The organism is Pseudomonas sp. Leaf58 (genome assembly GCF_003627215.1).
GTDB lineage: Bacteria > Pseudomonadota > Gammaproteobacteria > Pseudomonadales > Pseudomonadaceae > Aquipseudomonas.
In genome coordinates, this window is the sequence record NZ_CP032677.1 from 2,470,587 (window position 1) to 2,496,545 (window position 25,959).

The following is a 25,959-nucleotide window of genomic DNA, read 5'->3' on the forward strand; positions in this document are numbered from 1 at the left end:
GCCATGCACCCCAGCCACCACGCAATCCATCAACCAGATGACGCCCAGCCTTTTCTCCCGCACACTGCGGAAAATTCCCAAGCCCGTACCCCGCCACCTTGCAGGGCACAGCCGGAGTAGAAAATGGCGCGACAACTAATAACAAACGCCCACGACCCGCTGCATGACTCCCGCCAGGCCCGCCTGAAGCTGGCCAGCGAAGGCGAGCTGCCGCTGGGCATGCTGCGCGACGAGATCGACGCCTCGTGGCGCCGCAGCCTGGGCCATGGCCTGGATTGCCTGCAGGGCGAGCAGGTCGGCCTGGGCCTGGAACAGGGCCACGACCTGCGCCTGCTGCTGGAGCGCAACCGGCTGCTGGTCGACGCCGTCACCCCAGAGCTGGACTACCTGGTCGCGCGCCAGGGCAAGGCCGGTATCGTCATCCTCGGCGATGCCCAGGCCAACGTGCTGGCCATCGAAGGCCAGACCCACGTGCTTAGCCGCGAGGGCCTGCGCGACCTGCACCCGGGCAGCTGCTGGAGCGAGTCGCTGCGTGGCACCAATGCCATCGGCACCGCCGTGGTCGAAGGCCGCCCGACGCTGATCAACTGCGGCGAACATTACCTCGACCGCCTCAGCCCGTTCTCCTGCACCTCGGTCCCCCTGCGCGACCCGCGCGGGGAAGTGATCGGTGTGCTCGACATCACCCGCGAAGGGGTGATGGCACAACCGCAGGACAGCCTGTCGACGCTGATGCTGGCCGCCGGCAACATCGAAAGCCGGCTGTTCGGCTTGTGCCACCCAGAGCAGTTGGTGCTGGCCTTCCACAGCCGCCCGCAATACCTCAACAGCGCCTGGCATGGCCTGCTGGCACTTAGCCTGGACGGTGAAGTACTGGCCGCCAACGACAGCGCCTGCCAATTGCTGCAGGTGCCGCGCAGTGAATTGATTGGCAGGCGTAGCACCGACCTGCTCGGCGAACGTTCGCCGGCCTTCATCGCGCGCTTGTGGCAGGGCGGAGTGAGCAGTGTGCAAACCGCCAAGGGCGAGTTTTACTTCCGTGCCTTGCAGTTGCCACGCCATGGCCGGGTCAACGGCAGTACGCCGCCGAGCAAGCCGGCGCTGAGCAAACAGTCGCCTGCACTAGAGGCCTTGGCCGGTGGCGACCCACGCCTGGCGCGCAACCTGCGCATGGCCCGTCAAGGGCTGGGCAATGGCCTGCCGGTGCTGCTGCTGGGCGAGACGGGTACCGGTAAGGAGGTCGTCGCCCGAGCTCTACACCAAGCCAGCCCGCGCGCCGACAAACCGTTCGTGGCGGTCAACTGCGCGGCTATCCCCGAAGGGCTGATCGAGTCCGAACTGTTCGGCTACCGCGAGGGGGCCTTCACCGGCTCGCGTCGGGGCGGCATGGTCGGCCGGCTGATGCAGGCCCACGGCGGCACGCTGTTCCTCGACGAAATCGGCGACATGCCGTTGGCTTTGCAGGCGCGCCTGCTGCGGGTATTGCAGGAGCGCCGCGTGGCGCCGCTAGGGGCGGGCGACGAGCAGGATATCGACGTGGCACTGATTTGCGCCACTCACCGTGACCTCAAGCGCTTGGTACAAGAACAACACTTCCGCGAAGACCTGTACTACCGGGTCAACGGCGTGTCGCTGCGCTTGCCGGCATTGCGCGAGCGCGATGACCTGGGCGCGATCATCCAGGGCCTGCTAGATAAGTCCGTAGCCCGTGGGGTAACCCTCGACCCTGCGCTTAGTGCGCTGCTCGAAGGCTTCGACTGGCCGGGCAACATCCGCCAGCTGGAAATGGTCGTGCGCACGGCGCTGGCGATGCGCGAGGACGGCGAGCAGGTGCTGACCCTTGACCACCTCACCGACTGCCTGCTGGACGAGCTGGCCTACAGCACGGCGCCCTCTGGAAGCCTCAAGGACAACGAACTGGAACAGATCCGCGGCGCCCTCGCGCGCCACCAGGGCAACGTTTCCGCTGCCGCCGAAGCACTGGGCATCAGCCGGGCGACGCTGTACCGCAAACTCAAACAGTTGCGCAGCTGACGTGGGCGGCCTGTTCGCCCGGCTGGTGGACTCCAGCGACCCTGCACTGATGCGCCAGGCGTTGGCCTGGCTGTATGGTTTCGTGCGCCCGCACCGGCGCGCCATCGGCCTGTTGCTGGGCTTGTCGCTGGGTGCCTCGTTGCTGGCCCTGGCGCAACCCTGGCTGGTCAAAACGCTGATCGACGAGGGGCTGCTGGCCAAGGATTACCAGACCCTCTGGCACATGGCGGCGATCATGATCGGGGCGGGCTTGCTCGGCACTGTGCTGGCCGGGGTCAATCGCTACCTGCATACGCGCTTGTCGGGGCGCATTCTGTTTGCCCTGCGTGATGACCTTTACCGCCACCTGCAGCAGTTGTCGCCGACTTTTTATGGGCGGCGACGCATCGGCGACATTCTTTCGCGGCTGGATGGCGATGTGGCGGAGATTCAACGTTTTGCCGTGGACTCGCTGTTCTCGGCAGTGTCGGCGGTAATCGGCCTGGTGGGCGCGGTGGCGTTGATGCTGATGTTGTCGTGGCAACTTTCGCTATTGCTGGCGCTGCTGGTGCCGATCGAAGTGCTGTGGCTGCGCTGGATGCGGCGTAAGGTCGAGCGCGAAGTGCGCAACTTGCGCGAGCGTTCGGCGGATGTGTCGTCGTTCCTGGTCGAGACCTTGCCGGCAATGAAGTTCATTCAGGCCGCCGGCCAGCAGAACCGCGAAGCAGGGCGGCTGGACCAGCTTGGCCAAGGCTACATGCGCCAACTGTTGAAGGTGCAGGTGACCGAATTCTTTACCCAGGCTATCCCGGGCACGCTGACTTCTTGGTGCCGCGCCTGCGCGTTCCTGGTCGGCGGCTGGTGGGTGATCCAGGGCACCTGGCAGTTGGGCGCGCTGATTGCCTTTTCCACCTACATGGGCATGGCGGTAGGGCCGGTGCAGAGCCTGCTTGGCCTGTACGTGGCAGTGCAGCGCATGGCGGTGAGCCTGGGGCGGGTGATGGAACTCAAGCAGGAAGCCGTGGCCGTGCGCCCGGCAGCCAATCCCCAACCGATGCCTGATGGCCCTGGCGAATTGCGCCTCGAGGCGCTGAGCTTTGCCCATGAGGGGCGCCAGGGCGCGGTGCTGAACAACGTGCAAGTGTGTGTGCCTGGTGGTCTGAAAGTGGCCATCAGCGGTGCTTCGGGCGTGGGCAAGTCGACCCTGATCGACCTTTTGCAGCGCTTCTACGACCCGGACGCCGGGCGCATCCTGCTGGACGGCACCGACTTGCGCGAGCTGGACCTGGCCGCGCTGCGCCGGCGTATTGCCGTGGTCAGCCAGGACATCGTGCTGTTCCGGGGCACCCTGGCGCAGAACCTTGCCTATGGCGTGCCCGAGGCCAGCCGCGCGCAGCTGGAACAGGTGGTACGCCTGGCACGGTTGGACAGCCTGGTCGACAGCCTGCCGCTGGGCCTGGACGGCCTGTTGGGCGAGCGTGGCCAGCAGTTGTCCGGCGGGCAGAAGCAGCGCATCGCTATCGCCCGCGCGGTGTTGCAGGCCCCGGCGATCCTGGTGCTGGACGAGGCCACCTCGGCGGTGGACGAAGCCACCGAGCGCGAAGTGATCGCGGCCATCGACCAGTTGTTCGCCGGCCGCACGCGCATCCTGATCAGCCACCGTGCTTCGACCCTGGCCGATGCTGACCTGCACCTGCAACTGCACGATGGCCAGCTGCAGGTGCTGGCCCAGGAGGTGACCAAGCATGGGGACTGACGTGTGCGTGGGCATCATCGACAGTGGCTGCTCGCCGGAGCAGGGCAGCAGCGTACGAGGCGCGCGACGCTTCTGGTTGGAAGACGGCCAGCTGCGCGAAGGTGAAATGCTGCCCGACCAGCTTGGCCACGGTAGCGCGGTACTGGCCGCCTTGCAGCGTGAGGCTGGGCCTATGCCGGTGCTGGTGGCCCAGGTATTCACTGCCCAGGCCAGCACCAGCGCCTTGCAGGTGGCCGCCGCGCTGCTGTGGTTGGTAGAGGCGGGCGCTACCCTGGTCAACCTCAGCCTTGGCCTGCAGCAGGACCGGCCGGTGCTGCATCAGGCCTGCGCCGAAGCGCAGGCTGCGGGTGTGCTGTTGTGTGCATCCAGCCCGGCGCAGGGCGGGCCCGTGTACCCAGCCAGCTACCCCGGGGTAATCCGGGTCACCGGCGATGCCCGTTGCGCGCCGGGCCAGTGGTCGTGGCTTGGCACTCGCCAAGCGGACTTCGGTGGTCATGTGGGGGCAAATAACCGTGCTGGCGCAAGCTTGGGCTGCGCAGCCTTGTGCGGCAGGATTGCTGCGTTACTGCGCGAAGAGCCAGGGCTAAACCACCAGCAGGTGCACGACTGGTTACGCCGCCACGCGACCTTCACCGGCCCCGAGCGACGAGGTGCCCGGCATGCTTGAACCGCGCATTGTGGTACTGGGCGCAGGCCCTGCGGGTGCGGCCACGGCCATTGGCTTGCGGCGCCTGGGTTACCCGGTCACGGTGGTGTCCGAGTGGCGCCGTTTTGCGGCGGTCGAAGGGGTGTCGCAACGGGTGCTGGAAGGCTTGCGCCATGCAGGCCTGGGTGGCGCGTTGAGCCAAGCGGCCATGCCTGCCGCCCGGCAGGTGCACTGGAACGGCCAGCACCTGCAAATGAACCAGGAGTTTCTGCTCGACCGGCAACGGTTTGACCGGGCCCTGCGCGACGACCTTCAGCGTGCGGGTGTGAGTGTGGTCGAGGGGCGGGTGCGCGAGGTCGCGCACGAGGGCGGTCATCGTATTCGGCTGGACGATGGGCAGGTACTGCTGGCCGGTTTCCTGGTCGAAGCCCGAGGTCGTCAGGCCCCATTGGCCACAGACCGCCTGCGTGGGCCGGAGACGGTCAGCCTGCTCAATGTCTGGCAGGGTAGCCCAGCGGCGCCAGCGTCGGCGGTGCAGAGCCTGGAGGATGGCTGGGCGTGGATGGCGCGGCTGGAAGATGGCCGCTGCTATTGGCAAGTTACCCTGGACGCTGCCGGGCTGCCGGGCAAGGCCGGTTTGGCAGAATACTGCGCGGCGCGGCGTGCCCGCAGCGCGCTGGTGGCCGAGCTGTTCGATGCCCAGGCATTGGCACCGGCACCGGTGCATGCGCGCAGCAGTACCGCCATTTTGGCCGGTGAGTGCGTGGGGCCGGACTGGATACGGGTGGGCGATGCCGCAATGGCGGTTGACCCGTTGTCCGGCAATGGGATTTTTCAGTCGTTATCGTCGGCGTTGCAGGCGCCAGTGGTCATCAACACATTGCTGCGCAGGCCTGAGCGGGCAGCCTTGGCGCGGCAGTTTCACCAACAGCGGGTCGAGCAGCTGTTTTTGCGCTTTGCCCGGATTGGTCGGGATTTCTACGGGCAGGAGCAGAGCCGGGCGGGGCAGCCGTTCTGGGATCGGCGCCAGGGCTGGCCGGATGGGCACGCGTTGCATGTGGCGGCTGACTGGCAGTCGGTCAAGGTTGAGCGTCGACCGGTGCTGCGCGAGGGATGGGTGGACGAGGCCGAGGTGGCGGTGACCGCGGACCAGCCGTTGGGCGTGTGGCATTTGCAAGGCATGGAGGTGGCGCCTGTGGTGCGGGCGTTGCAAGCGGGCCGGCCACTTGAGGCAGTCATGAGCGGTTGGCCGATGGTGCAACAGATGAGGGTGCGGCGGTGGCTGGCAGAGCAGGGTTATAGCTGAGACTGCTGGGGCTGCAACGCAGCCCCAGTGTTTCCGATTAGAAGAAGGTCCCGACCAGCAGCTGCATATAGGTCCGGGTATCCCGCCCACCCAACTGCGTACCGCCATTGGCCGCACTGCGCTCTGGCTTGTAGAAGCCCACCAGCGGGCTGATCAGCAGGTGGTCGTTGACCATCCATTCCACATACAGGTCCAGCTCGCGCCCGCCAAGGTTGCCTTGGTCGGTGTCCAGGGTATCGAAGTCGAAGTACAGCGCGCCCACGGTCAGGTTGTCCCGTGGCTTACCCTTCAGTGCCACATGAGGGGGTGGCGGGAGCGCTTAACAGCAGGGTCAATGCGCAGGCGAGTGTGTGCCTCATGGGTTTGCTCCATGGTTTTTATTGTTGTTTTGTTGTTGCTTGTGCCGGCCTCTTCGCGGGCAAGCCCGCTCCTACAGCTGTAGGAGCGGGTTTACCGGGAAGCGGCCGCTACAGGAGAATGATCAGAGCTTGATCAGCACCGACTTGAGCTCGGTGTAGTGCTCGATGGCCGCCGCGCCCATCTCCCGGCCGACGCCGGACATCTTGTAGCCACCAAACGGCAGTGCGGGGTCGAGAGCGCTGTGGCAGTTGACCCACACCGAGCCCGACTTGATGCGCGGGATCATCCGGTGCACGGCGGCCAGGTCGTTGGACCAAATGCTCGCGCCCAAGCCGTAAGGGTTGTCGTTGGCCATGCCGATCACTTCGTCCAAGTCGTCGAACGGCATCGCCACCAGCACCGGCCCGAAAATTTCTTCCTGCACCAGGCGGTGGCGCTGGTCGACATCGACGATCACCGTCGGCTTGACGAAGTAACCCGGGCCGAAGCCCTCGCCACCACAAGCGACGGTCGCGCCCAGTTCACGGCCAAGTTCGATGTAGCCGGTGACGCGGTCCTGCTGCTTGGCCGAGATCAGCGGGCCCATCTGTACCGACGGGTCCAGCCCGTTGCCCAACTTCATGCCATTGGCGATGCCGGCAATGTCCGCCACCACGTTGTCGAAGTGCTTGCGGTGCACATACAGCCGCGAGCCTGCGCAGCACACCTGGCCCTGGTTGAAGAAAATCGCCGTGGCCGCGCCAGCGGCGGCTTCTTGCAGGTTGGCGTCGGGCATGACAATGGTCGGCGACTTGCCGCCAAGCTCCAGGGTGACGCGGGTCATGTTGTCCATGGCCGCCTTGCCGATCAGCTTGCCGACTTCGGTGGAGCCGGTGAAGGTCAGCTTGTCCACGCCAGGGTGGCGGCTTAGCGCGGCCCCGGCATTCAGGCCGGTACCGGTGATGACGTTGAACACGCCTGCTGGGTAGCCGGCTTCGTCTACCAGTTCGGCCAGCTTGAGCACGCTCAGCGGTGTTTCATCGGCGGGCTTGAGCACCACGGTGCAGCCGGTGGCCAGGGCCGGGCCAAGTTTCCAGCAGGCCAGCAGCAAGGGGAAGTTCCAGGCGACGATGGCGCCGACCACGCCCACCGCTTCGCGGCGGACGAAACCGTGGAACTGATCGTTGGGCATCAACGGCATCGAGGCTTCGACGGTGCTACCTTCGATCTTGGTGGCCCAGCCGGCCATGTAGCGCAAGAAGTCGATGGCCAGTTGCACGTCCATCACCTGGGCCACGGCGGCACTCTTGCCATTGTTCAGGCATTCCAGTTCGGCCAGTTGGCGGGCGTCACGCTCCATCAGGTCGGCCAGGCGCCACAGCAGGTTTTGCCGTTCCCGCGGGCGCAGGCGGCTCCAGGGCGAATCGTCGAAGGCCTGGCGTGCAGCGCGCACCGCGCGGTCGACATCTTCGGCCTCGGCGGCGGGCACTTCACCCAGCACTTCGCCGGTGGCCGGGTTGCGGAACGACAGGGTGCGGCCGCTGACGGCGTCCTGCCAGTCGGCGCCGATGCGCATCTTCAGCTTGCGTTCGAGGAAGGCGCGGGTGGCGGGCAGGATGGGCAGTTCGGAAAGCATGGGACGGTGCCTCTTGTCATTGGGTGTGACGGGCATAGGCGCAATGGCCGTGCCAAGGTGGCTAGATGGCCGTAAAGCGTTGAAGGCATTGGGTTTTGCCTGGGCGCAAGGGGGCGGTTGCAGGCGCGCGCTGTTGCACATTGAGACGGTGTGAGACGGGGGTGACACACTGTCTGTTCTGGTCTCTTCGCGGGCAAGCCCGCTCCTACCGGTACGGCGCCGAACCTGAACGCTGCGCTATCCATGTGGAGCGGGCTTGCCCGCGAAGGCCTGCGCAGCAGCCCGCTGTCTCAATATGAAACACCTAGTCGCGAAATGGCACGCTGGCATGGGCCATCCCTGCCGCTATCAAAGACCCGAAAACCGGCTAATAGGTTGAAAGAAAACGCTTTTACAGCAACTGGCACAGTTCCTGTATTGCAACCGTCACATGCACACCTGCTGTACCAAAGCGTGCGAAAACGATAAGAACAACAACCGTGGAGGTCTGACCTTGAAGACGACTCGACTCCGGCGGCATGCGGGCAAACTGGCGCTGGTCGCCGCCGCGCTGCTGAGCACCCAGGCCATGGCGGCCGAGCAGGGCCCGAGCCTGTTGCAGAACAAGTGCATGGGGTGCCATATCCCCGAAGGCAATGACACTTACAGCCGCATCAGCCACCAGCGCAAAACCCCCGAGGGCTGGCTGATGAGCATCGCCCGCATGCAGGTGATGCATGGCCTGCAAATCAGCGACGACGACCGTCGCACCCTGGTCAAGTACCTGGCCGACAAGCAGGGCCTGGCGCCCAGCGAAACCGATGGCGTGCGCTACGCCATGGAGCGCAGGCTCAACACCGTCGAACAGTTCGACACCCAGCTCAGCGAAACCTGCGGCCGCTGCCACTCCGGTGCCCGCGTCGCCTTGCAGCGGCGCCCAGCCAAGGAATGGGAGCACCTGGTCAACTTCCACCTCGGCCAATGGCCGTCGCTGGAATACCAGGCCCAGGCGCGTGACCGCGACTGGCTGCCGATCGCCCTGCAACAAGTGGTGCCCGAGCTGGCCAAGCGTTACCCAATGGAAAACGCCGCCTGGGCTGAATGGCAGAAAGCCAAGCCCAAGGCTGACGCACTGCCAGGGCAGTGGGCATTCAGCGGCCATATGCTGGCCAAGGGCGATGTGCGCGGGGTGATGAGCGTCACCGCTGACCAGGGCGATGCCTTCAAGGTCGAGGTCAAAGGCGCTTACGCCGATGGCACGCCGTTCAACGGCAGTGGCACGGCTATCCTCTACAACGGCTATGAGTGGCGCGGCAACGTCAAGGTCGGCGACACCAACCTGCGCCAGGTGTTTGCCGCGCTGGATGGTGAAATGAAGGGCCGCATGTTCGAGGCCGAGCACGATGAACGTGGCCTTGACTTCACCGCAGTAAAAGACGGCCAGGCGCGCCTGCTGGCGGTACAGCCGGCGTTCATCAAGGCCGGCGGCGAAAGTGAGATCGCCCTGGTTGGCAGCGGCTTGGCCGGCAAACCGGACCTGGGCGCCGGGGTGGAAGTGACCGAGGTGCTGGAGCAGACCCCAACCCTGGTACGGGTGAAGGCCCGCGCCGCGGCCGATGCCAGGCCTGGCCAGCGCGAAGTCGCGGTAGGGGCGCTCAAAGGCGTCAACCTGGCGGTGTACGACAAGGTCGAGGAAGTGAAAGTGGTGCCGGCGTTCTCCATCGCCCGCATTGGCGAGAACGGCGCTTCGGTACCGAAGGTGCAGGGCCGTTTCGAAGCCGAAGCCTGGGGCAAGGACGCCAACGGCCAACCGCTGCGCATCGGCTACCTGCCAGCCAACTGGAAGGTCGAGCCATTCAACGAACGTGCGGTCGAGGACGAAGACGTCAAGTTCGCCGGGCAGATGCAGGCCGATGGCGTGTTCGTGCCAGGCGGTGCCGGCCCGAACCCGGCGCGCAAAATGATGACCAACAACGCCGGTAACCTCAAGGTCATCGCCACGCTGGCCGACGGTGGCCAAACGGGCGAAGGGCACATGATCGTCACCGTCCAGCGCTGGAACAACCCCCCGCTGCCATAACGGCAGGGTGCAACGGGTTTTCCAACGGATCGATTATCGGGAGGTCGCCATGGGCGCGCTACTCAACCTGGTCGAACGCAACCTGCACGAAGTGCAGGTCGATGCTGACCGCATGCTGTTCCATATACCCAGCAGTTCGCTGTTTACCACCGATGCGGTGACCGGCAGCATCATCGACGCTTTGCGCCAACAAGGTTGTTCGGCCGAGGAGCTGTTGCAGCGCCTTGGCCAGCAGTTTGCCGGCAACGATATCCAGGACACCCTGCGCGAGCTGATCGCGCTGGAGCTGGTCAGCGACGGCTCGCCGCTGACCCCGGAAATCGCCCTCAAGCAGGTCGAACGCACCGCGCTGAACACCGTAGTGCTCAACGTCAACACCGGTTGCAACCTCAGCTGCACCTATTGCTACAAGGAAGACCTGGACAAGCCCTCCGCCGGCAAAAAAATGAGTACTGCCACCGCCGAAGCCTCGGTGGAGATGCTGCTCAAGGAATCGCCCAACGAGCAGCGCTACAGCGTGGTGTTCTTCGGAGGGGAGCCGCTGTCCAACCGGCCGTTGATCGAACACATGGTTGCCTACTGCGAGCGGCGCTTTGCCGAGGCAGGCAAGCAAGTGGAGTTCATCATGACCACCAATGCCACCTTGCTGACCGAAGAGATCATCGATTGGCTCAACGCCCACCGCTTTGGCCTGTCGATCAGCATCGACGGCCCGAAGACCGTGCACGACCGCAACCGCATTACCGTGGGCGGGCAGGGCACCTATGACGTGGTGCGGCGCAAGGCTGAGCTGTTGCTGTCGCGCTATAACAGCCGGCCGGTGGGCGCGCGGGTGACGCTAACCCGTGGCATCACTGACGTCGAGACCATTTGGAACCACCTGTTCAACGAACTGGGTTTCGCCGAAGTCGGCTTTGCCCCGGTCACTTCTGGCGACATGGCCGACTTCAACCTCACGGGTGAAGAGCTGGTGCAAGTGTTCGCCAACATGAAGGCACTTGGCCGCCAATACCTGGAGGCAGCGCTGCAGCACCGCAACATTGGTTTCTCCAACCTGCACCAGCTGATCACCGACATTCACGAAGGCCACAAGAAAGCCCTGCCATGCGGCGCCGGGCTGAAAATGCTGGCGGTGGACCATGAGGGCGAGCTGAACCTGTGCCACCGCTTCACCGGCTCCAGCCTGCCGACCTTCGGCAACGTACACCAGGGCGTCAAGCAGGCGCAGCTAAACGACTTTCTGTCGCAGCGCCTGGACCGCAGCAACACCGGTTGCGAAAGCTGCCGTATCCGCAACCTGTGCTCCGGCGGCTGCTACCACGAAAGCTACGCCCGCTACGGCGACCCGCAACACCCGACCTACCACTATTGCGAATTGATGCGCGACTGGGTCGACTTCGGCATCGAAGTCTACAGCCGCATCATGGCCGCCAACCCGGCCTTCATCGATCGCTACATCACCCCGCGGAAGGCGCACTGACATGAAGCACTTGAAGCCCCTGAACAACAAGGCGCGCATTCTTGAGCAGGCCGCTGCTGAAGACCGTGTCGAAGAAGTCATGGCCATGAGCGCAGTGGCCGGCTGCACCGCCACCACCGACCCGGGCTGGGAAGTGGACGCTTTTGGCGGCGTGAGTTCGCTGTGCCAGCCGATGGAGGCCGACCTGTATGGCTGCTCCGACCCTTGCTGGTGGCCGGCCCAGGTGCCGGACATGATGAGCACCTACCAGGACTGGAACGCCCAGGCGAGCAACTCGGCAGAAGACTGGCGCAACCTCGGCACCGTGTTCCCGAAAGACAAGTGACCGGCCCAACAAGAATGACAAGGGGAAACCGCATGAAAGCTGGACGCTGCGCGTCACTCGCGCTCACCATCGCCGCCACGGCCTGCGCCGGGCTGGCACAGGCCGCCGACACCGGGCCGGCGCTAAAGGCAGGCCACGAATACCTGATCGTGACCAACTACCCAAACAACCTGCATGTGGTCGATGTAGCCAGTGACGCAGTGTACAAGACCTGCGTCATGCCCGACAAGTTTGGCCCCGGCACCGCGATGATGGCGCCGGACAACCGCACCGCCTACGTGCTCAACAACCACTACGGTGACATCTACGGCATCGACCTGGACACCTGCAAAAACACCTTCCATGCCAACCTGTCCAGCGTGGCAGGGGAGGTCGGCAGGTCGATGTACTCGTTCGCCATCAGCCCGGATGGCAAGGAAGTGTACGCCACGGTCAACCCGACCCAGCGGCTGAACGACCACTACGTGGTCAAGCCACCGCGGCTGGAGGTGTTCAACACCGCCGATGGCCTTGAGGCCAAGCCGGTCCGCACCTTCCCGATGCCGCGCCAGGTGTACCTGATGCGCGCGGCGGACGATGGCAGCCTGTACGTTGCCGGGCCGGATATCTACAAGATGGACGTGAAGACCGGCAAGTACACGGTGGCGCTGCCACTGCGCAACTGGAACCGCAAAGGTTACAGCGCCCCGGATGTGCTGTACTTCTGGCCGCACCAAAGCCCGCGCCACGAGTTCTCGATGCTGTACACCATCGCCAAGTTCAAGGATGACAAACAGGACCCGGCCACTGCCGAGCTGCTGTACGGCTACTTGAGCGTCGACCTGAAGACCGGCAAGAGCCACACCCAGGAGTTTGCCGACCTGACTGAGTTGTACTTCACCGGGCTGCGTTCACCGAAAGACCCGAACCAGATCTACGGCGTGCTCAACCGCCTGGCCAAGTACGACATCAAACAGCGCAAGCTGATCAAGGCGGCTAATCTGGAGCACACCTACTACTGCGTCACCTTCGACAAGAAGGGCGACAAGCTGTACCTGGGTGGCACCTTCAATGACCTGGCGGTGTTCAACCCGGACACGCTGGAAAAGGTGAAGAACATCAAGCTGCCGGGGGGTGACATGTCCACCACGACGCCGCAGGTGTTCATCCGTTAAACGCTGTGGGCTTGTTCGCGGGCTTGCCCGCCCCACAGGTGTTGCACAAGCTCGAAAACCTGTGGGAGCGGGCGAGCCCGCGAATAGGTCGGCACAAACAATACAAGAACAACAAGAGAACGCTCATGCCCCAGCCAAGCTATTCCCAGGGCAACCAGCAAAAGCCCTTGCTCAGCCAATGCATCGGCGATGCCTTCGACGTCACCGTTGCCCGCTTCCCCGAGCGCGAAGCCCTGGTCGTCCGCCACCAGGCCCTGCGTTATACCTGGCAGCAACTGGCGGCGGCTGTCGACCAGCATGCCCGGGCGCTGATGGCCCTGGGCGTGCAACCCGGCGACCGCCTGGGGATATGGGCGCCCAACTGCGCCGAGTGGTGCATCACCCAGTTCGCCAGCGCCAAGGTTGGCGCGATTCTGGTCAACATCAACCCGGCTTACCGCTCCAGCGAGCTGGACTACGCCCTCGGCCAGTCCGGTTGCCGCTGGGTTATCTGCGCCGACGCATTCAAGACCTCTGATTACCACGCCATGCTGCTGGGCTTGGTCCCGGGCCTGGCAAGCAGCGAACCGGGTGCCCTTATTTGCGAGCGCTTCCCTGACCTACGCGGGGTGGTCAGCCTAGCCGCCGCGCCACCCGCGGGCTTTCTCGCCTGGTACGGGCTGCAGGCCCGCGCCGAGGCGGTCAGCCGCGAGGCCCTGGCCGAGCGCCAGGCTCAGCTGCGCTGTGACGACCCGATCAACATCCAGTACACCTCAGGCACCACCGGCTTCCCGAAGGGCGCTACGCTCAGCCACAGCAACATCCTCAACAACGGCTACATGGTCGGTGAAAGCCTGGGCCTGACCGAGCATGACCGGCTGGTGGTGCCCGTGCCGTTGTACCACTGCTTTGGCATGGTCATGGCCAACCTCGGTTGCATGACCCACGGCAGCACATTGATCTACCCCAACGACGCCTTCGACCCGCTGGCCACGCTACGCGCGGTGGCAGAAGAAAAGGCCACGGCGTTGTACGGCGTACCGACCATGTTCATCGCCGAACTGGATCACCCGCAGCGCAGTGAGTTCGACCTGTCGAGCCTGCGCACCGGGATCATGGCCGGTGCCACCTGCCCGATTGAAGTGATGCGCCGGGTGATCAGCGAGATGCACATGGCCGAGGTACAGATTGCCTATGGCATGACCGAGACCAGCCCGGTGTCGCTGCAAACCGGCGCTACCGACGACCTTGAGCGCCGCGTGACCAGCGTCGGGCGCACCCAGCCGTGGCTGGAGAACAAAGTGATCGATGCCGGAGGCAACAGCGTGCCACGCGGTGAGATCGGCGAGCTGTGTACGCGGGGTTACAGCGTGATGCTGGGCTACTGGAACAACCCCAAGGCCACGGCCGACAGTATCGATGAAGACGGCTGGATGCACACGGGTGACCTGGCAGTGATGGACGAGCAGGGCTATGTGCGTATTGTCGGGCGCAGCAAGGATATGATCATTCGCGGGGGGGAGAACATTTACCCGCGCGAGCTGGAGGAGTTTTTCTTCACCCACCCGGCAGTGGCCGATGTGCAGGTGATTGGTGTGCCCTGCAGCAAGTACGGTGAACAGATCGTAGCCTGGGTGCGGCTGCACCCGGGGCATACGGCCAGCGAGGAGGAGCTGCGCGACTGGGCCAAGGCGCGCATCGCCCACTTCAAGGTGCCCCGGCACTTCCGCTTTGTCGACGAGTTCCCGATGACGGTGACCGGCAAGGTGCAGAAGTTTCGCATGCGCGAGATCAGTGTCGAGGAGTTGTCTGCCGGGTGATTTGTTACCTAGGCCGGTCTCTTCGCGGGTAAACACAGGCGCATGTCTTGAGATAGTTGGCGCCTGTGAGATCGAGCGCCGCCCGCGCGGCGCTTCGCGGCACAAGGCCGCTCCCACATCTGTTTCGGGCCAGTCACTCCTGTGGGGTCACCTCTGGGCGCCTTGTTTGTTCCATTCGATATCGAAGGTTGCGCTGCTGCTTTTCATCCATCTCAAGCCATGCGCCAAGGCTGCAACCCACCTGGCACAGGAATAATTGGCCCGAAACAGATTGGGGTTGGGCTGACAGGCGCATGTCTTGAGATAGTTGGCGCCTGTGAGATCGAGCGCCGCCCGCGCGGCGCTTCGCGGCACAAGGCCGCTCCCACATCTGTTTCGGGCCAGTCACTCCTGTGGGGTCACCTCTGGGCGCCTTGTTTGTTTCATTCGATAGCGAAGGTTGCGCTGCTGCTTTTCATCCATCTCAAGCCATGCGCCAAGGCTGCAACCCACCTGGCACAGGAATAATTGGCCCGAAACAGATGTGGGAGCGGCCTTGTGCCGCGAAGCGCCGCGCGGGCGGCGCTCGATCTGTGCACCACCTCAAATCCCAAGGCATGCACCTGCCTGCGAACCCAGTTCTCTGCGCGACAGCGCAGCCCAAAGGCCTGTGCAGTACCTGTAGGAGCGGGTTCACCCGCGAAGAGGCCGGCACAGGCAGCCGATGATCTCAACCCTGCAGCAACGCCTGGCTGTTGAAGTTGCTCAACCTGCGATCATCGTCGGCGCATTCCAGCCCCTGCACCGCTTCGCGCAGCAAGACCTTCTGCAAACTGCGTTCACCCGCCGCCCAGGCCTGCTCCAGTGCTGGCAACACCCTGCGCGGCAGGACACTGAACATCGGCTGCCAGTAGCCACCCTGGCGCACCATCGCTGCGCTGTCATTAGCCACCGCCAGCCGCCGCAGCTCTTCGATCAAGCCGCGGTCAACCAAGGGTGCATCACAGGCCAGCAGCACTACCCATTGATGCCGTGCCACCGTGAGCCCGGCAATTACCCCCGCCAGCGGCCCCGGGTAGTCTGCCTCGGCATCGCCCACCAGCTGGTCGGCATACGCCTGGTAAGTCTGCTGGTTGCGGTTGCAGGAAATCACTAGGTCATCGCTGAGCGGGCGCACTACGCGCTGCACATGCGCTACCAGTGGTTCGCCTTGCCAGTCGACCAAACCCTTGTCTCGGCCGCCCATGCGCTGGCCGCGCCCTCCGGCGAGAATCAGGATGGAGCAGGGGGGCAGTGCATCAGGCATGAAAAAGGTTCCGGGCAGTCACTGCCAGGAACCCTCCCATGTCACGTGGCGCTTGTCCAGTCAGCGTTCGTTGAGCACCGTTTGCGTATCGCCATTACGCGCTTGGCCTCGCCCAGCCAAGCGCATCACCACCACGAAGAACACCGGCACGAACACCACGGCCAGGGTGGCGCTGAGCATGCCGCCGATCACCCCGGTACCGATTGCCTGCTGGCTGGCCGAGCTGGCGCCGCTGGCAATGGCCAGTGGCACCACGCCGAGGATGAACGCCAGCGAGGTCATCACGATCGGCCGCAAGCGCAGGCGCGCAGCTTGTACGGCGGCATCCACGGCGTCGACGCCCTGATCGACCAGGTGCTTGGCGAACTCGATGATCAGGATGGCGTTCTTTGCCGAAAGGCCGATCAGGGTGATCAGGCCGACCTTGAAGAACACGTCATTGGGCATGCCACGCAGGGTCACCGCCAGCACCGCACCTAGCATGCCAAGTGGCACTACCAATAACACCGCGGTCGGGATCGACCAGCTTTCGTACAGCGCTGCCAAGCACAGGAATACCACCAGCAATGACAGCGCCATCAGGATCGGCGCCTGGCTGCCAGACAGGCGTTCCTGCAGCGACAGGCCGGTCCACTCCAGGCCGGCGCCGGCCGGCAGCTGTGCCACCAGGCGCTCGACCTCGGCCATGGCTTCACCCGAGCTGTAGCCGGCCGCCGGTTCGCCAGAAATCGCCACCGCCGGGTAGCCGTTGTAGCGGGTCAGTTGCACCGGGCCGCTGACCCATTTGGCCTGGACGAACGCGCCCAGTGGCACCATCTTGCCGCTGTCGTTGCGCACGTGGATGTTCAACAGGTCTTCAACCTGGCTGCGCTGGTCGCCTTCGGCTTGTACCACCACCCGCTGCATGCGGCCTTGGTTGGGGAAGTCGTTGACGTAGCTGGAACCCACGGCCACATCCAGCACCGTGCCGATATCGGCAAACGACACGCCCAGGGCATTGGCCTGGCGGCGGTCGATCTCCAACTGCACCTGCGGGCTTTCTGCTAACGAAGCTTCGCGTACGTTGGTCAGTACCTTGCTTTTGGCGGCGTTGGCCAGCAGTTCGTCACGCGCGGCCATCAGCTCGGCATGGCCCATGCCGCCACGGTCCTGCAGGCGGAACTCGAAGCCGGTCGACTCGCCCAGGCCGTCGATGGGCGGTGGCAGCACGGAATACGCCACGGCGTCCTTGAGCTGGGTGAAGGCCAGGGTCGCGCGGTCGGCAATCGACTGGGCGCTGTCGTCGGCACCGCGCTCTGACCAATCCTTGAGCGTGGTGAAGGCCAGCGCTGCGTTCTGCCCGCTCCCCGAGAAACTGAAGCCCAGAATCAACGTGGTGTTGCCCACGCCCGGCTCCTCGGCGTTGTGCGCCTCAATCTGTGCGGCCACCTGTTCGGTGCGCATGCGGCTGGCGCCTGGGGGTAGCTGGATATCGGTGATGGTGTAGCCCTGGTCTTCGGTGGGCAGAAACGCCGTGGGCAGCTGGCTGAAGCCATAGCCCAGCACTGCCAGCAGCAGCGCGTACAGCAGCAGGTAGCGGCCGCTGCGTTTGAGCGCCTGCATCACCCAGCGCTGGTAGCCGTTGCTCATGCCCTCGAAACGGCGGTTGAACCAGCCAAAGAAGCCTTTGCGTTCATGGTGCTCGCCCTTGGCCACCGGCTTGAGCAGGGTGGCGCACAGTGCCGGGGTGAGGCTAAGGGCAAGAAACGCCGAGAACAGGATCGACACCGCCATCGACACCGAGAACTGCTGGTAGATCACCCCCACCGAGCCCTTCATGAAGGCCATGGGCAGGAACACCGCCACCAACACCACGGTGATGCCGATGATCGCGCCGCTGATCTGGCCCATGGCCTTGCGCGTTGCTGCTTTGGGCGGCAAGCCTTCCTCGGCCATGATCCGCTCGACGTTTTCCACCACCACGATGGCATCGTCGACCAGAATGCCGATGGCCAGCACCATGCCGAACAGGGTCAGCACGTTGACCGAGAAGCCCATGGCCAGCATCACGGCAAAGGTGCCCATCAGCGCCACCGGCACCACCAGGGTCGGGATCAGGGTGTAGCGCAGGTTCTGCAAGAACAGGAACATTACTGCGAACACTAGCAGCATGGCTTCGAACAGGGTGTTGATGACCTGCTCGATCGACACCTTGACGAACGGCGAGGTGTCGTAGGGGATGTCGTACTTGACCCCTTCCGGGAAATAGCGCGCCAGTTCCTGCATTTTCGCCCGTACCAGGGTGGCAGTTTCCATGGCGTTGGCGCCTGGCGCCAGTTGCACGCTGAAGGCGGTGGCCGGCTTGCCGTTCAGGCGGGTGCCGTACTGGTACTCCTGGGCACCGATCTCGACCCGGGCGACATCGCCGATAGTTACCGTGGAACCGTCTGGGTTGGCGCGCAGGACAATCGCGGCGAATTCCTCGGGGCTGCTCAGTTGGCCCTTGACCACCACGTTGGCGGTGATTTCCTGGGTGGCGCGGCTGGGCAGGTCGCCGATGCTGCCAGGGGCGACCTGGGCGTTTTGCGCGGCGATGGCCACGGCCACGTCGTTGGGGGTGAGGCTGAAGCCGATCAGCTTGCGCGGGTCGATCCAGATACGCATGGCGCGTTCCGAGCCGTACAGCTGGGCTTTGCCGACGCCTTTGAGGCGGCGGATTTCATCCATCACATTGCGCGCGAGAATATCCGCCAGGGCGGTTTCGTCGAGCTTGCCGTCTTCGGCGGTGAGGGTGGCCAACAGCAAGAAACCGGTGGATACCTTTTCTACCTGCAGGCCCTGTTGAGTGACCGGGCGCGGCAGGCGCGACTCGACCACCTTCAGGCGGTTTTGCACGTCGACCTGGGCCAGGTCAGGGTTGGTACCCGGGGCGAAAGTGGCGGTGATGGTGGCGCTGCCCAGGCTGCTTTGCGAGGCGAAGTACAGCAGGTTGTCGGCACCGTTGAGTTCCTGCTCGATCAGGCTGACCACGCTTTCGTCCATGGTCGCCGCCGAGGCACCCGGGTACACGGCGTAAATCTCCACCTGCGGCGGTGCCACGTTGGGGTATTGGGCCACCGGCAGTTGCGGGATGGCCAGGGCGCCGGCCAGCAGAATGAACAGTGCGACCACCCAGGCGAATACCGGGCGGTCGATGAAGAATTGCGGCATGAATCAGGCCCTCACTGGCCGGTGTGCTGTGCGATGGGCGGTGCTTCTGATGCGTTGTCGACCTGCACCCGGTCACCTGCCTTGACGTGTTGCAGGCCCTCGACCACCACGCGCTCGCCGGGGGCCAAGCCTTCGCTGACGATCCAGCGGTCGCCCTGGGCGCTGCCCAGGACCACTTGGCGGTCGCTGACCCGGGCTTGCGGGTCGACCACCAGCACCTTGGGCACACCCGCGCTGTCGCGCAGGATGGCGCGCTGCGGCACGCTCAGGCCTTGGGGCTGCACGGCCTGCTCCAGGCGTACGCGCACATAGCTGCCGGGCAGCAGGTCGAGGTCTGGGTTGGGGAACTCGCTGCGCAGGGTGATCTGGTTGGTGCTGGGGTCGACGCTGATGTCGGAGAACAGCAGCTTGCCCGCCAGCGGGTAGGCGCTGCCATCGTCCTGGATCAGCGTGGCACGGGCCTGGCCGTCGCCAACCTGCTGTAGCTCGCCAGCACGCAGGGCACGGCGCAGGTTGTTGAGTTCACGAGTGGACTGGGTGACATCGGCATGAATCGGGTCCAACTGCTGGATGGTCGCCAACGGGGTGGTCTCGTTCTGCCCCACCAGCGCCCCTTCGGTAACCTGGGCGCGGCCGATACGGCCGGCAATCGGCGCCGTTACGGTGGCGTAGCTCAGGTTAAGGCGCGCGCGCTCCAGCGCGGCCTTGGCGGCAGCTACTTCGGCATCGGCCTGCAGGAAGCTGGCCTTAGCGTTGTCGTATTCCTGGCGGCTGACGGCCTTGTCGTCCACCAGCTCGCGGTAGCGCTGCTCTTGCAGGCGCGCCTGGTACAGGGTGGCCTGGGCCTTGGCCAGGCTGGCGCGGGCGCTGTCGTGGTCGGCCTTGAACGGTGCCGGGTCGATCAGGAACAGCACATCGCCCTGCTTGACGTCGCTGCCTTCGCGGTACACCCGCTTGAGCACCACACCCGCAACACGCGCACGCACTTCGGCGGTACGTGGCGCGAGAATGCGGCCGCTGAGTTCGCTGCTGATGGCCTGTGGCTGCAACTGCAGGGTTTCTACCCGCACTTGCGGGGTGGGGGCCTGTTCGTCTTGCTCGGCGTTGTCGCCGCAGCCTGCCAGGGACAGGCTCAGAAATGCCACGAGCGCCACTGGGCGCAGGCGCGGGGAAAGGGTAGTAGACATACGGATCTTCCGATGATGACCGCCTATATGCTACGGCAGGCGTTCCTTGGGTGGCTGTTAATACCTGTAGGGCGAGTGTGAAAAAGTGTGAAGAACAATCCTGTGGCGTTGTAGTGTTCTATATCCTGAGTGTTCCTGTACCGGCCTCTTCGTGGGCTTGCCCGCTCTCACAGGACCCCACAGCATTTGAAACCTGTGCTGTACCGGTGGGAGCGGGCAAGCCCGCGAAGAGGCCAGTGAGGTCTACCACATCCTAGACTGCCAAGCGCCTATGCCGAATATTTTACTGGTCGAAGACGACAGCGCCCTGTCCGAGTTGATCGCCAGCTACCTGCAACGCAACGACTTCCATGTCCAGGTCATCGCCCGTGGTGATCATGTGCTGGACGAGTACCACCGGCAAAAGCCCGACCTGGTCATCCTCGACCTGATGTTGCCGGGCATCGATGGCTTGCAGCTGTGCCGCCTGCTGCGCCAGGAATCGCAAAGCCTGCCGATCCTGATGCTGACCGCCCGCGACGACAGTCATGACCAGGTGCTTGGCTTGGAAATGGGCGCTGATGACTATGTGACCAAACCCTGCGAGCCGCGCGTGTTGCTGGCCCGCGTGCGCACCCTGCTACGCCGTAGCAGCGTCAACGAGCCGCGCCTGGACCACGACCTGATCCTGATCGGTGGCCTGCGCATCGACCTGGCCGAGCGCACGGTGAGCTGGCGCGGCGAAGAGGTGGAGTTGTCCAGCGGCGAGTACAACCTGCTGGTGGTGCTGGCGCGCAATGCCGGCGAGGTGCTCAACCGTGATCGCATCTTGCAGCAGCTGCGGGGGATCGAGTTCAACGGCACCGACCGTTCGGTGGACGTGGCCATTTCCAAGTTGCGGCGCAAGTTCGACGATAACGCCGGCGAAGCTCGCAAGATCAAGACCGTGTGGGGCAAGGGTTACCTGTTCAGCCGTGTCGAGTGGGAGTGCTGAGCGGCCATGCTCAAGATCCTGGTGCGGCTGTACCTGGTCATCATCGTCGCCTATGCCGGTGCCCTGCTGTTCATCCCCGATACCATCGTCGGCCTGTTCCAGGACCGCTTCATGGCCTACAACCTGGACCAGGCCAAAGGCGTACAGTCGCTGATCGTGCGCCAGTTCCGCCAGGCCCCGCGCGAGCAGTGGCCGGCGGTGGCGCAAGAACTGGCCAGTGATTTCGCGCCGCTGCAACTGCAACTGCTGCGTATGGACCAGGCCGACTTGAGCAAGGAGGAGCAGGCCCGCCTGGAGCACGGCCTGCATGCCGTGCGCATTGCCGAATGGGGCTACTACGAGACCGTGCTGGCGCCGCTGGACAAGCAATGGCTAGTAAGCCTGCACTCACCACCAGACCCGGTGGACATCAATGTGCTGTCATGGGGCGTGACCGTGCTGATCGGGGCGGCCATGCTCGGCTGCCTGCTGCTGTGGGTATGGCCGCACTGGCGCGACCTGGAGCGCCTCAAGGAAACCGCCCGGCGCCTGGGCCTAGGGCAGATGGCCGAGCGTACGCACATTTCGCCGCACTCCAACATTGGTGAGCTGGCCGGGGTGTTCGACACCATGGCCAGTGACCTGGAACGCCACGTCAACCAGCAGCGTGAGCTGCTCAATGCGGTGTCGCACGAGTTGCGCACGCCGCTGACCCGGTTGGATTTTGGCCTGGTGCTGCTGTTCGACGAAGTGCCAGCGGCCAGCCGCAAACGCCTGCTGGAGTTGGTGGGGCATGTGCGCGAGCTGGATGAGCTGGTGCTCGAGCTGTTGTCCTACAGCCGGCTGTACAACGCCGACCAGGCCCGCGAGCGGGTCGAGGTGTCGTTGCTGGAGCTGGTCGACAGCGTGCTTGGCGGTTTTGCCGAAGAGCTCGATGGCCGCGGGATCCAGTGGGAGGTGCGGGCCGAGGGTGCGTTACCGCGCTTTGTGCTGGACCCGCGGCTGACGGCGCGGGCAGTGCAGAACCTGGTGCGCAATGCCATGCGCTATTGCGATGAAAGCCTGTTGCTGCGCTTGCGCCTGGACGAGGACGGCGCTTGCCTGTTGACGGTGGAGGATGACGGGATTGGCATTCCGGTGGAGGAGCGCGAGCGAATCTTCCAACCGTTCTACCGCCTGGACCGTAGCCGTGACCGCAATACCGGCGGGTTTGGCCTGGGGCTGGCAATCAGCCGGCGGGCGATCGAGGGGCAGGGCGGTACCTTGACCGTGGCACAGTCGGCACTGGGTGGGGCGCAGTTCCGAATACGGTTGCCAGCAGGTTGATGGGCTTGTAGTTTTACAGGTCGTTTACCCAGGGAGCAGAACATGCAAGGCAAGGCGCGCAAGATCGTCCAGGCCATACTTTACGAAGCCATCGCCGTGGCCTGCGTGGCGCCCGCGCTGGAGCTGGCGTTTGGCGCTGGCATGGCGCAGTCGACCGTGCTGTCGGTGCTAATGTCGGGTATCGCGATGAGCTGGAACATGGGCTACAACTGGCTGTTCGAACGCTGGGAGGCGCGCCAGCACCTGCGTGAGCGCACCTTCGCCCGGCGCCTGCTGCATGCCCTGGGCTTCGAGGGCGGCCTGGTGCTGATCCTGCTGCCGCTGGTGGCCTACTGGCTGGGTGTCAGTTTGTGGGCGGCGCTGCTGACCAACCTGGCATTGTTCGTGTTCTTCTTCGTTTACGCGTTTGTCTTCCAGTGGGGCTTCGACAAGGTGTTCGATGTGCCGCTTTCGGCGCAGCAGGCAAAGTGTTGACTTTGTGCTGCACTACCGGCTAAGTTGCCCCACATGAATACTTTCCCGCACGTCAACGCCATTATTATTACCGCCATTATCAGCTTGGCGGGCTAGCGCGTACGTGCACCGAACCCGCCCTGGAGGCGGGTTTTTTCTCTCTGACTCCTGGGCAACGTGAACACAGCCAAGGAGTCATCGATGACCAGTTTCGTCAGCCCTCGTTCTACCGTACCCCCCCAGCAACTGCTGTCGGAGCAGGTGCGGCGTATTCTTGCCGCCCCGGTGTATGACCTGGCCATCGAAACGCCCCTGCAAGCTGCGCCTGCGTTGTCGGCCAGCCTGGGCAACCAGGTTTTACTCAAGCGCGAGGACCTGCAACCTACTTTTTCGTTCAAGATCCGCGGAGCCTACACCCGTCTGTCGCGCCTAAGCACCGTGCAGCGCGAACGCGGGGTCATCACCGCATCGGCGGGCAACCATGCCCAAGGTGTAGCGCTGGCGGCCTCGCACCTTGGCCTGAAGGCGACCATCGTCATGCCCACCACCACGCCGTCGCTGAAGGTGGAAGGGGTGCGTTCGCGCGGTGGCCATGTGGTGCTGCACGGTGAGAGCTTCCCCCATGCCTTGGCCCATGCACTGAAACTGGCCGATAGCGAAGGCGCCACCTTCGTGCCACCGTTCGACGACCCAGATGTGATCGCCGGGCAGGGCACCGTGGCCATGGAAATCCTCCGCCAGCGCCCAGGTGCGCTGGACGCCATCTTCGTGCCGGTGGGCGGTGGCGGGCTGATCGCCGGCATCGCCGCCTACGTAAAGTACCTGCGCCCTGAGGTGAAGGTAATCGGCGTCGAGCCGGAAGATTCCAACTGCCTGCAGGCTGCCCTGGCCGCGGGCGAGCGGGTGATCCTGCCGCAAGTCGGCACCTTCGCCGATGGTGTGGCGGTGGCGCAGATTGGCGCTCATTGTTTCGAGCTGTGCCGGCACTTCGTCGATGAGGTGGTAACGGTGAGCAGCGACGAGCTGTGCGCGGCGATCAAGGACATCTATGACGACACCCGGTCGATCACCGAGCCATCTGGGGCCCTGGCCGTGGCCGGGATCAAGAAATACGTGGCGCGCGACGGCGTACAGGGGCAAACCCTGGTGGCCATCGACTCCGGGGCCAACGTCAACTTCGACCGCCTGCGCCATGTGGCCGAGCGCGCCGAACTGGGCGAGCAGCGCGAGGCGATCATCGCCGTCACCATCCCGGAACAACCGGGCAGCTTTCGCGCCTTCTGCCAGGCACTGGGCAAGCGACAGATCACCGAGTTCAACTACCGCTACTATCCCGGCAAGGAGGCGCGCTTGTTCGTGGGGGTGCAGACCCACCCGCTGCACGACCCGCGCGAGCAGTTGCTGGCCAGCCTGCGCGAGCAGGGCTACAGCGTGCTGGACCTGACCGACAACGAGCTGGCCAAGCTGCACGTGCGCCATACCGTCGGTGGCCATGCGGCGCCTGGGGCTGATGAGCGGGTGCTGCGCTTCGAGTTCCCGGAACGCCCGGGGGCCTTGCTGGGCTTTCTGGAGCGCCTGGGCAAGCGCTGGAACATCAGCCTGTTCCATTACCGCAACCATGGTGCGGCGGAGGCCAGGGTGTTTGCAGCGCTGGAAGTGCCGGGGGATGAGGTGGCGGGGTTGCCGTTGGCGCTCGATGAAATGGGCTACCGGTATTGGGATGAGACCGACAACCCCGCGTACAAGCTGTTTCTCGGCTGACCCAGAATAGCAGCGGGCTTGCCCGGGAAGCAGGCCTCGGCGTGGATGGCACCGGCTCTGCCGGTGTTCGCGGGTAAACCCGCTCCTACACGTACAGCGTGGCCCTCAGCGTTCACGCATGAAGAAACCGGCGACGAATTTGCGGAAGGTTTCCAGGCTCTTGAAGTCGGCGTAACGCTTGAAGTTCTCGGTATCCGGCTCGGGCCCGATCGGTTGCTCCAGCAGGGATACCGACAACACCCGGTCCTGGTCCGAGGTCATCACCAGCTCATCCATCACCTGGCCGCCGATCACCGGGCGGCGCATCTGCACTTTCACGCCCTTGCCGGCCATCCAGTCAATCAGCGACACCAAGGCCTTGAGCGGCTCGCGTTCTTCATCGCGGTACACCGGGAACAGGTGGGTACGTGACAGCACCGGTACGCTGGCCACATGGATCAGTTCGTAGTAATGGCTGCCGGCGCTGGTCGGTGAGTAGATCATCAGTGCCAGCAGCGGCCCGGCGGTGCGGTTGCCGCCCCAATACAGGTGGTGCCCCTGGAAGTCGAAGCCGTCTTCACTGCGGTTGTTGAACAGTTTGCGCCCTTTGATCTGGTCTACGCAGTCCAGCAAAAGGCCGTGACGGCGGTGGTTGCCGAACACCGAGGCTTCACGCAGGCGGGACTTGAGCATCATCATGTGCTTCATGTCCAGACGGGTTTCCAGGTAGTTGCTGGCGGGCACCCGTTCCAGCAGCGGGTAGCGGCCGGCCACGCTGCGCAGTTCGGCAAACTGCCCGGTCAGGTCCTTTTTCAGGTGCGTGGCATACAGGTTGAGGCCGCTGGTTTCGATCCAGGTCAGCAGCAGTGACAGCAGGTGCTGTTGGTCGCGCCGCTCGCTACCATCGCCGCCGGTATTGGCGGTGCCGCTGCGAAAGTCTCCGATCAGGCGCAACGGGGTGTCGGGCGGCAGCCAGGCGGCGGGTGGCGTGGGGGCGTTTTCGCGCTCGGTCGGTTCCCGTTCGTCCTTGGTGAACGGGCAGTTGGGCGCGTGCTCGGCGGTACCCGGGTTGTTCTTGAGGAACAGCGTGCCGGTGCTGCCGTTGAGGGTGACATTGAGCACCGGCAAGGCATCGTTGCGGCAGTCGCAGGCCAACCACTGGTTGGCGTTGCGCACTTTCATCAGTAACTGGTTGGCCTGTAGCAGGCGCGGGCCAGCGAGGCTGCCGGTGGCAAAGCCGACCAGCAGCGCTTCTTCTGCGGGGGTCAGGCTACGGACCTGTGCGGCGGTTTTGTCGATGATTCGCATGAAGCA

The 25,959-nt window shown here is 64.5% G+C and carries 18 protein-coding genes and 1 pseudogene; 13 read left to right on the forward strand and 6 right to left on the reverse strand.

Features of this window, described 5'->3' with window-relative positions:
* The first annotated feature begins 123 nt into the window (after window positions 1-123).
* From DV532_RS11530 to DV532_RS11545, 4 genes are read left to right on the forward strand one after another with little or no spacing between them, the layout of a single operon-like run.
* Entirely contained in the window at window positions 124-2,034 is a 1,911-nt protein-coding gene (locus DV532_RS11530; RefSeq protein ID WP_056801185.1) for a sigma-54-dependent Fis family transcriptional regulator, read from the forward strand.
* 1 nt (window position 2,035) lies between these two features.
* The gene (locus DV532_RS11535) at window positions 2,036-3,769 is read left to right on the forward strand and encodes an ABC transporter ATP-binding protein (RefSeq protein ID WP_056801187.1); all 1,734 of its coding nucleotides are present in this window, start codon (window positions 2,036-2,038) and stop codon (window positions 3,767-3,769) included.
* Complete coding sequence (locus DV532_RS11540; RefSeq protein WP_056801190.1) at window positions 3,759-4,436, forward strand: S8 family serine peptidase; 678 nt, start codon at window positions 3,759-3,761, stop codon at window positions 4,434-4,436. The genes DV532_RS11535 and DV532_RS11540 overlap by 11 nt, the downstream gene beginning before the upstream one ends.
* Window positions 4,429-5,721: an NAD(P)/FAD-dependent oxidoreductase gene (locus DV532_RS11545; protein ID WP_056801192.1), complete on the forward strand. Its 1,293-nt coding sequence runs from the start codon at window positions 4,429-4,431 to the stop codon at window positions 5,719-5,721. The genes DV532_RS11540 and DV532_RS11545 overlap by 8 nt, the downstream gene beginning before the upstream one ends.
* 37 nt (window positions 5,722-5,758) lie before the next feature.
* On the opposite strand, the pseudogene DV532_RS11550 reads toward DV532_RS11545, so the two are convergent.
* Window positions 5,759-6,022: pseudogene (locus DV532_RS11550) on the reverse strand (hypothetical protein); the annotation flags it as partial.
* Between the two features lie 180 nt (window positions 6,023-6,202).
* Window positions 6,203-7,696, reverse strand: coding sequence for an aldehyde dehydrogenase (locus tag DV532_RS11555; protein WP_056801196.1), 1,494 nt, complete (start codon window positions 7,694-7,696; stop codon window positions 6,203-6,205).
* A 493-nt stretch (window positions 7,697-8,189) separates the two neighbouring features.
* Here DV532_RS11555 and peaA point away from each other — a divergent pair, with 493 nt between their 5' ends.
* The 5 genes from peaA to DV532_RS11580 all read left to right on the forward strand — a co-directional run bounded on the left by peaA (window position 8,190) and on the right by DV532_RS11580 (window position 14,513).
* Window positions 8,190-9,755: a quinohemoprotein amine dehydrogenase subunit alpha gene (gene peaA, locus DV532_RS11560; protein WP_056801543.1), complete on the forward strand. Its 1,566-nt coding sequence runs from the start codon at window positions 8,190-8,192 to the stop codon at window positions 9,753-9,755.
* Between the two features lie 49 nt (window positions 9,756-9,804).
* A complete protein-coding gene (gene peaB / locus DV532_RS11565; RefSeq protein WP_056801197.1) occupies window positions 9,805-11,235 on the forward strand; it encodes a quinohemoprotein amine dehydrogenase maturation protein in 1,431 nt (476 codons plus the stop codon).
* A gap of 1 nt (window position 11,236) precedes the next feature.
* Complete coding sequence (qhpC, locus tag DV532_RS11570) at window positions 11,237-11,560, forward strand: quinohemoprotein amine dehydrogenase subunit gamma (protein ID WP_004375838.1); 324 nt, start codon at window positions 11,237-11,239, stop codon at window positions 11,558-11,560.
* Between the two features lie 32 nt (window positions 11,561-11,592).
* On the forward strand, window positions 11,593-12,714 hold the full coding sequence (gene peaD, locus DV532_RS11575; protein WP_056801199.1) for a quinohemoprotein amine dehydrogenase subunit beta: 1,122 nt from the start codon (window positions 11,593-11,595) through the stop codon (window positions 12,712-12,714).
* Between the two features lie 125 nt (window positions 12,715-12,839).
* Complete coding sequence (locus DV532_RS11580; protein WP_056801202.1) at window positions 12,840-14,513, forward strand: fatty acid CoA ligase family protein; 1,674 nt, start codon at window positions 12,840-12,842, stop codon at window positions 14,511-14,513.
* Between the two features lie 709 nt (window positions 14,514-15,222).
* On the opposite strand, the gene mobA is transcribed toward DV532_RS11580, so the two are convergent.
* From mobA to DV532_RS11595, 3 genes are read right to left on the reverse strand one after another with little or no spacing between them, the layout of a single operon-like run.
* A complete protein-coding gene (gene mobA / locus DV532_RS11585; RefSeq protein ID WP_056796734.1) occupies window positions 15,223-15,798 on the reverse strand; it encodes a molybdenum cofactor guanylyltransferase MobA in 576 nt (191 codons plus the stop codon).
* Between the two features lie 60 nt (window positions 15,799-15,858).
* Window positions 15,859-18,987 carry an efflux RND transporter permease subunit gene (locus tag DV532_RS11590; RefSeq protein ID WP_056796737.1) on the reverse strand — a complete coding sequence of 1,043 codons (3,129 nt, stop codon included), beginning with the start codon at window positions 18,985-18,987 and terminating at the stop codon, window positions 15,859-15,861.
* An 11-nt stretch (window positions 18,988-18,998) separates the two neighbouring features.
* Window positions 18,999-20,174: an efflux RND transporter periplasmic adaptor subunit gene (locus DV532_RS11595; RefSeq protein ID WP_056796740.1), complete on the reverse strand. Its 1,176-nt coding sequence runs from the start codon at window positions 20,172-20,174 to the stop codon at window positions 18,999-19,001.
* 271 nt (window positions 20,175-20,445) lie between these two features.
* Between DV532_RS11595 and DV532_RS11600 the strand changes: the two genes are divergently transcribed.
* The 4 genes from DV532_RS11600 to ilvA all read left to right on the forward strand — a co-directional run bounded on the left by DV532_RS11600 (window position 20,446) and on the right by ilvA (window position 24,666).
* Window positions 20,446-21,147 (forward strand): response regulator transcription factor, encoded by a 702-nt coding sequence (locus tag DV532_RS11600; protein WP_056796743.1) that lies wholly within the window; start codon window positions 20,446-20,448, stop codon window positions 21,145-21,147.
* 6 nt (window positions 21,148-21,153) lie between these two features.
* Window positions 21,154-22,452, forward strand: a complete 1,299-nt coding sequence (locus DV532_RS11605; protein ID WP_056796745.1) for an ATP-binding protein — start codon at window positions 21,154-21,156, stop codon at window positions 22,450-22,452.
* A 42-nt stretch (window positions 22,453-22,494) separates the two neighbouring features.
* Entirely contained in the window at window positions 22,495-22,926 is a 432-nt protein-coding gene (locus tag DV532_RS11610) for a PACE efflux transporter (RefSeq protein WP_056796748.1), read from the forward strand.
* Window positions 22,927-23,106: 180 nt separating this feature from the next.
* Window positions 23,107-24,666: a threonine ammonia-lyase, biosynthetic gene (gene ilvA, locus DV532_RS11615; protein WP_082476761.1), complete on the forward strand. Its 1,560-nt coding sequence runs from the start codon at window positions 23,107-23,109 to the stop codon at window positions 24,664-24,666.
* A 105-nt stretch (window positions 24,667-24,771) separates the two neighbouring features.
* Here the strand turns inward: ilvA and DV532_RS11620 are convergent, their stop codons facing one another.
* Window positions 24,772-25,953: a hypothetical protein gene (locus tag DV532_RS11620; RefSeq protein WP_056796752.1), complete on the reverse strand. Its 1,182-nt coding sequence runs from the start codon at window positions 25,951-25,953 to the stop codon at window positions 24,772-24,774.
* Between the last annotated feature and the right edge of the window lie 6 nt (window positions 25,954-25,959).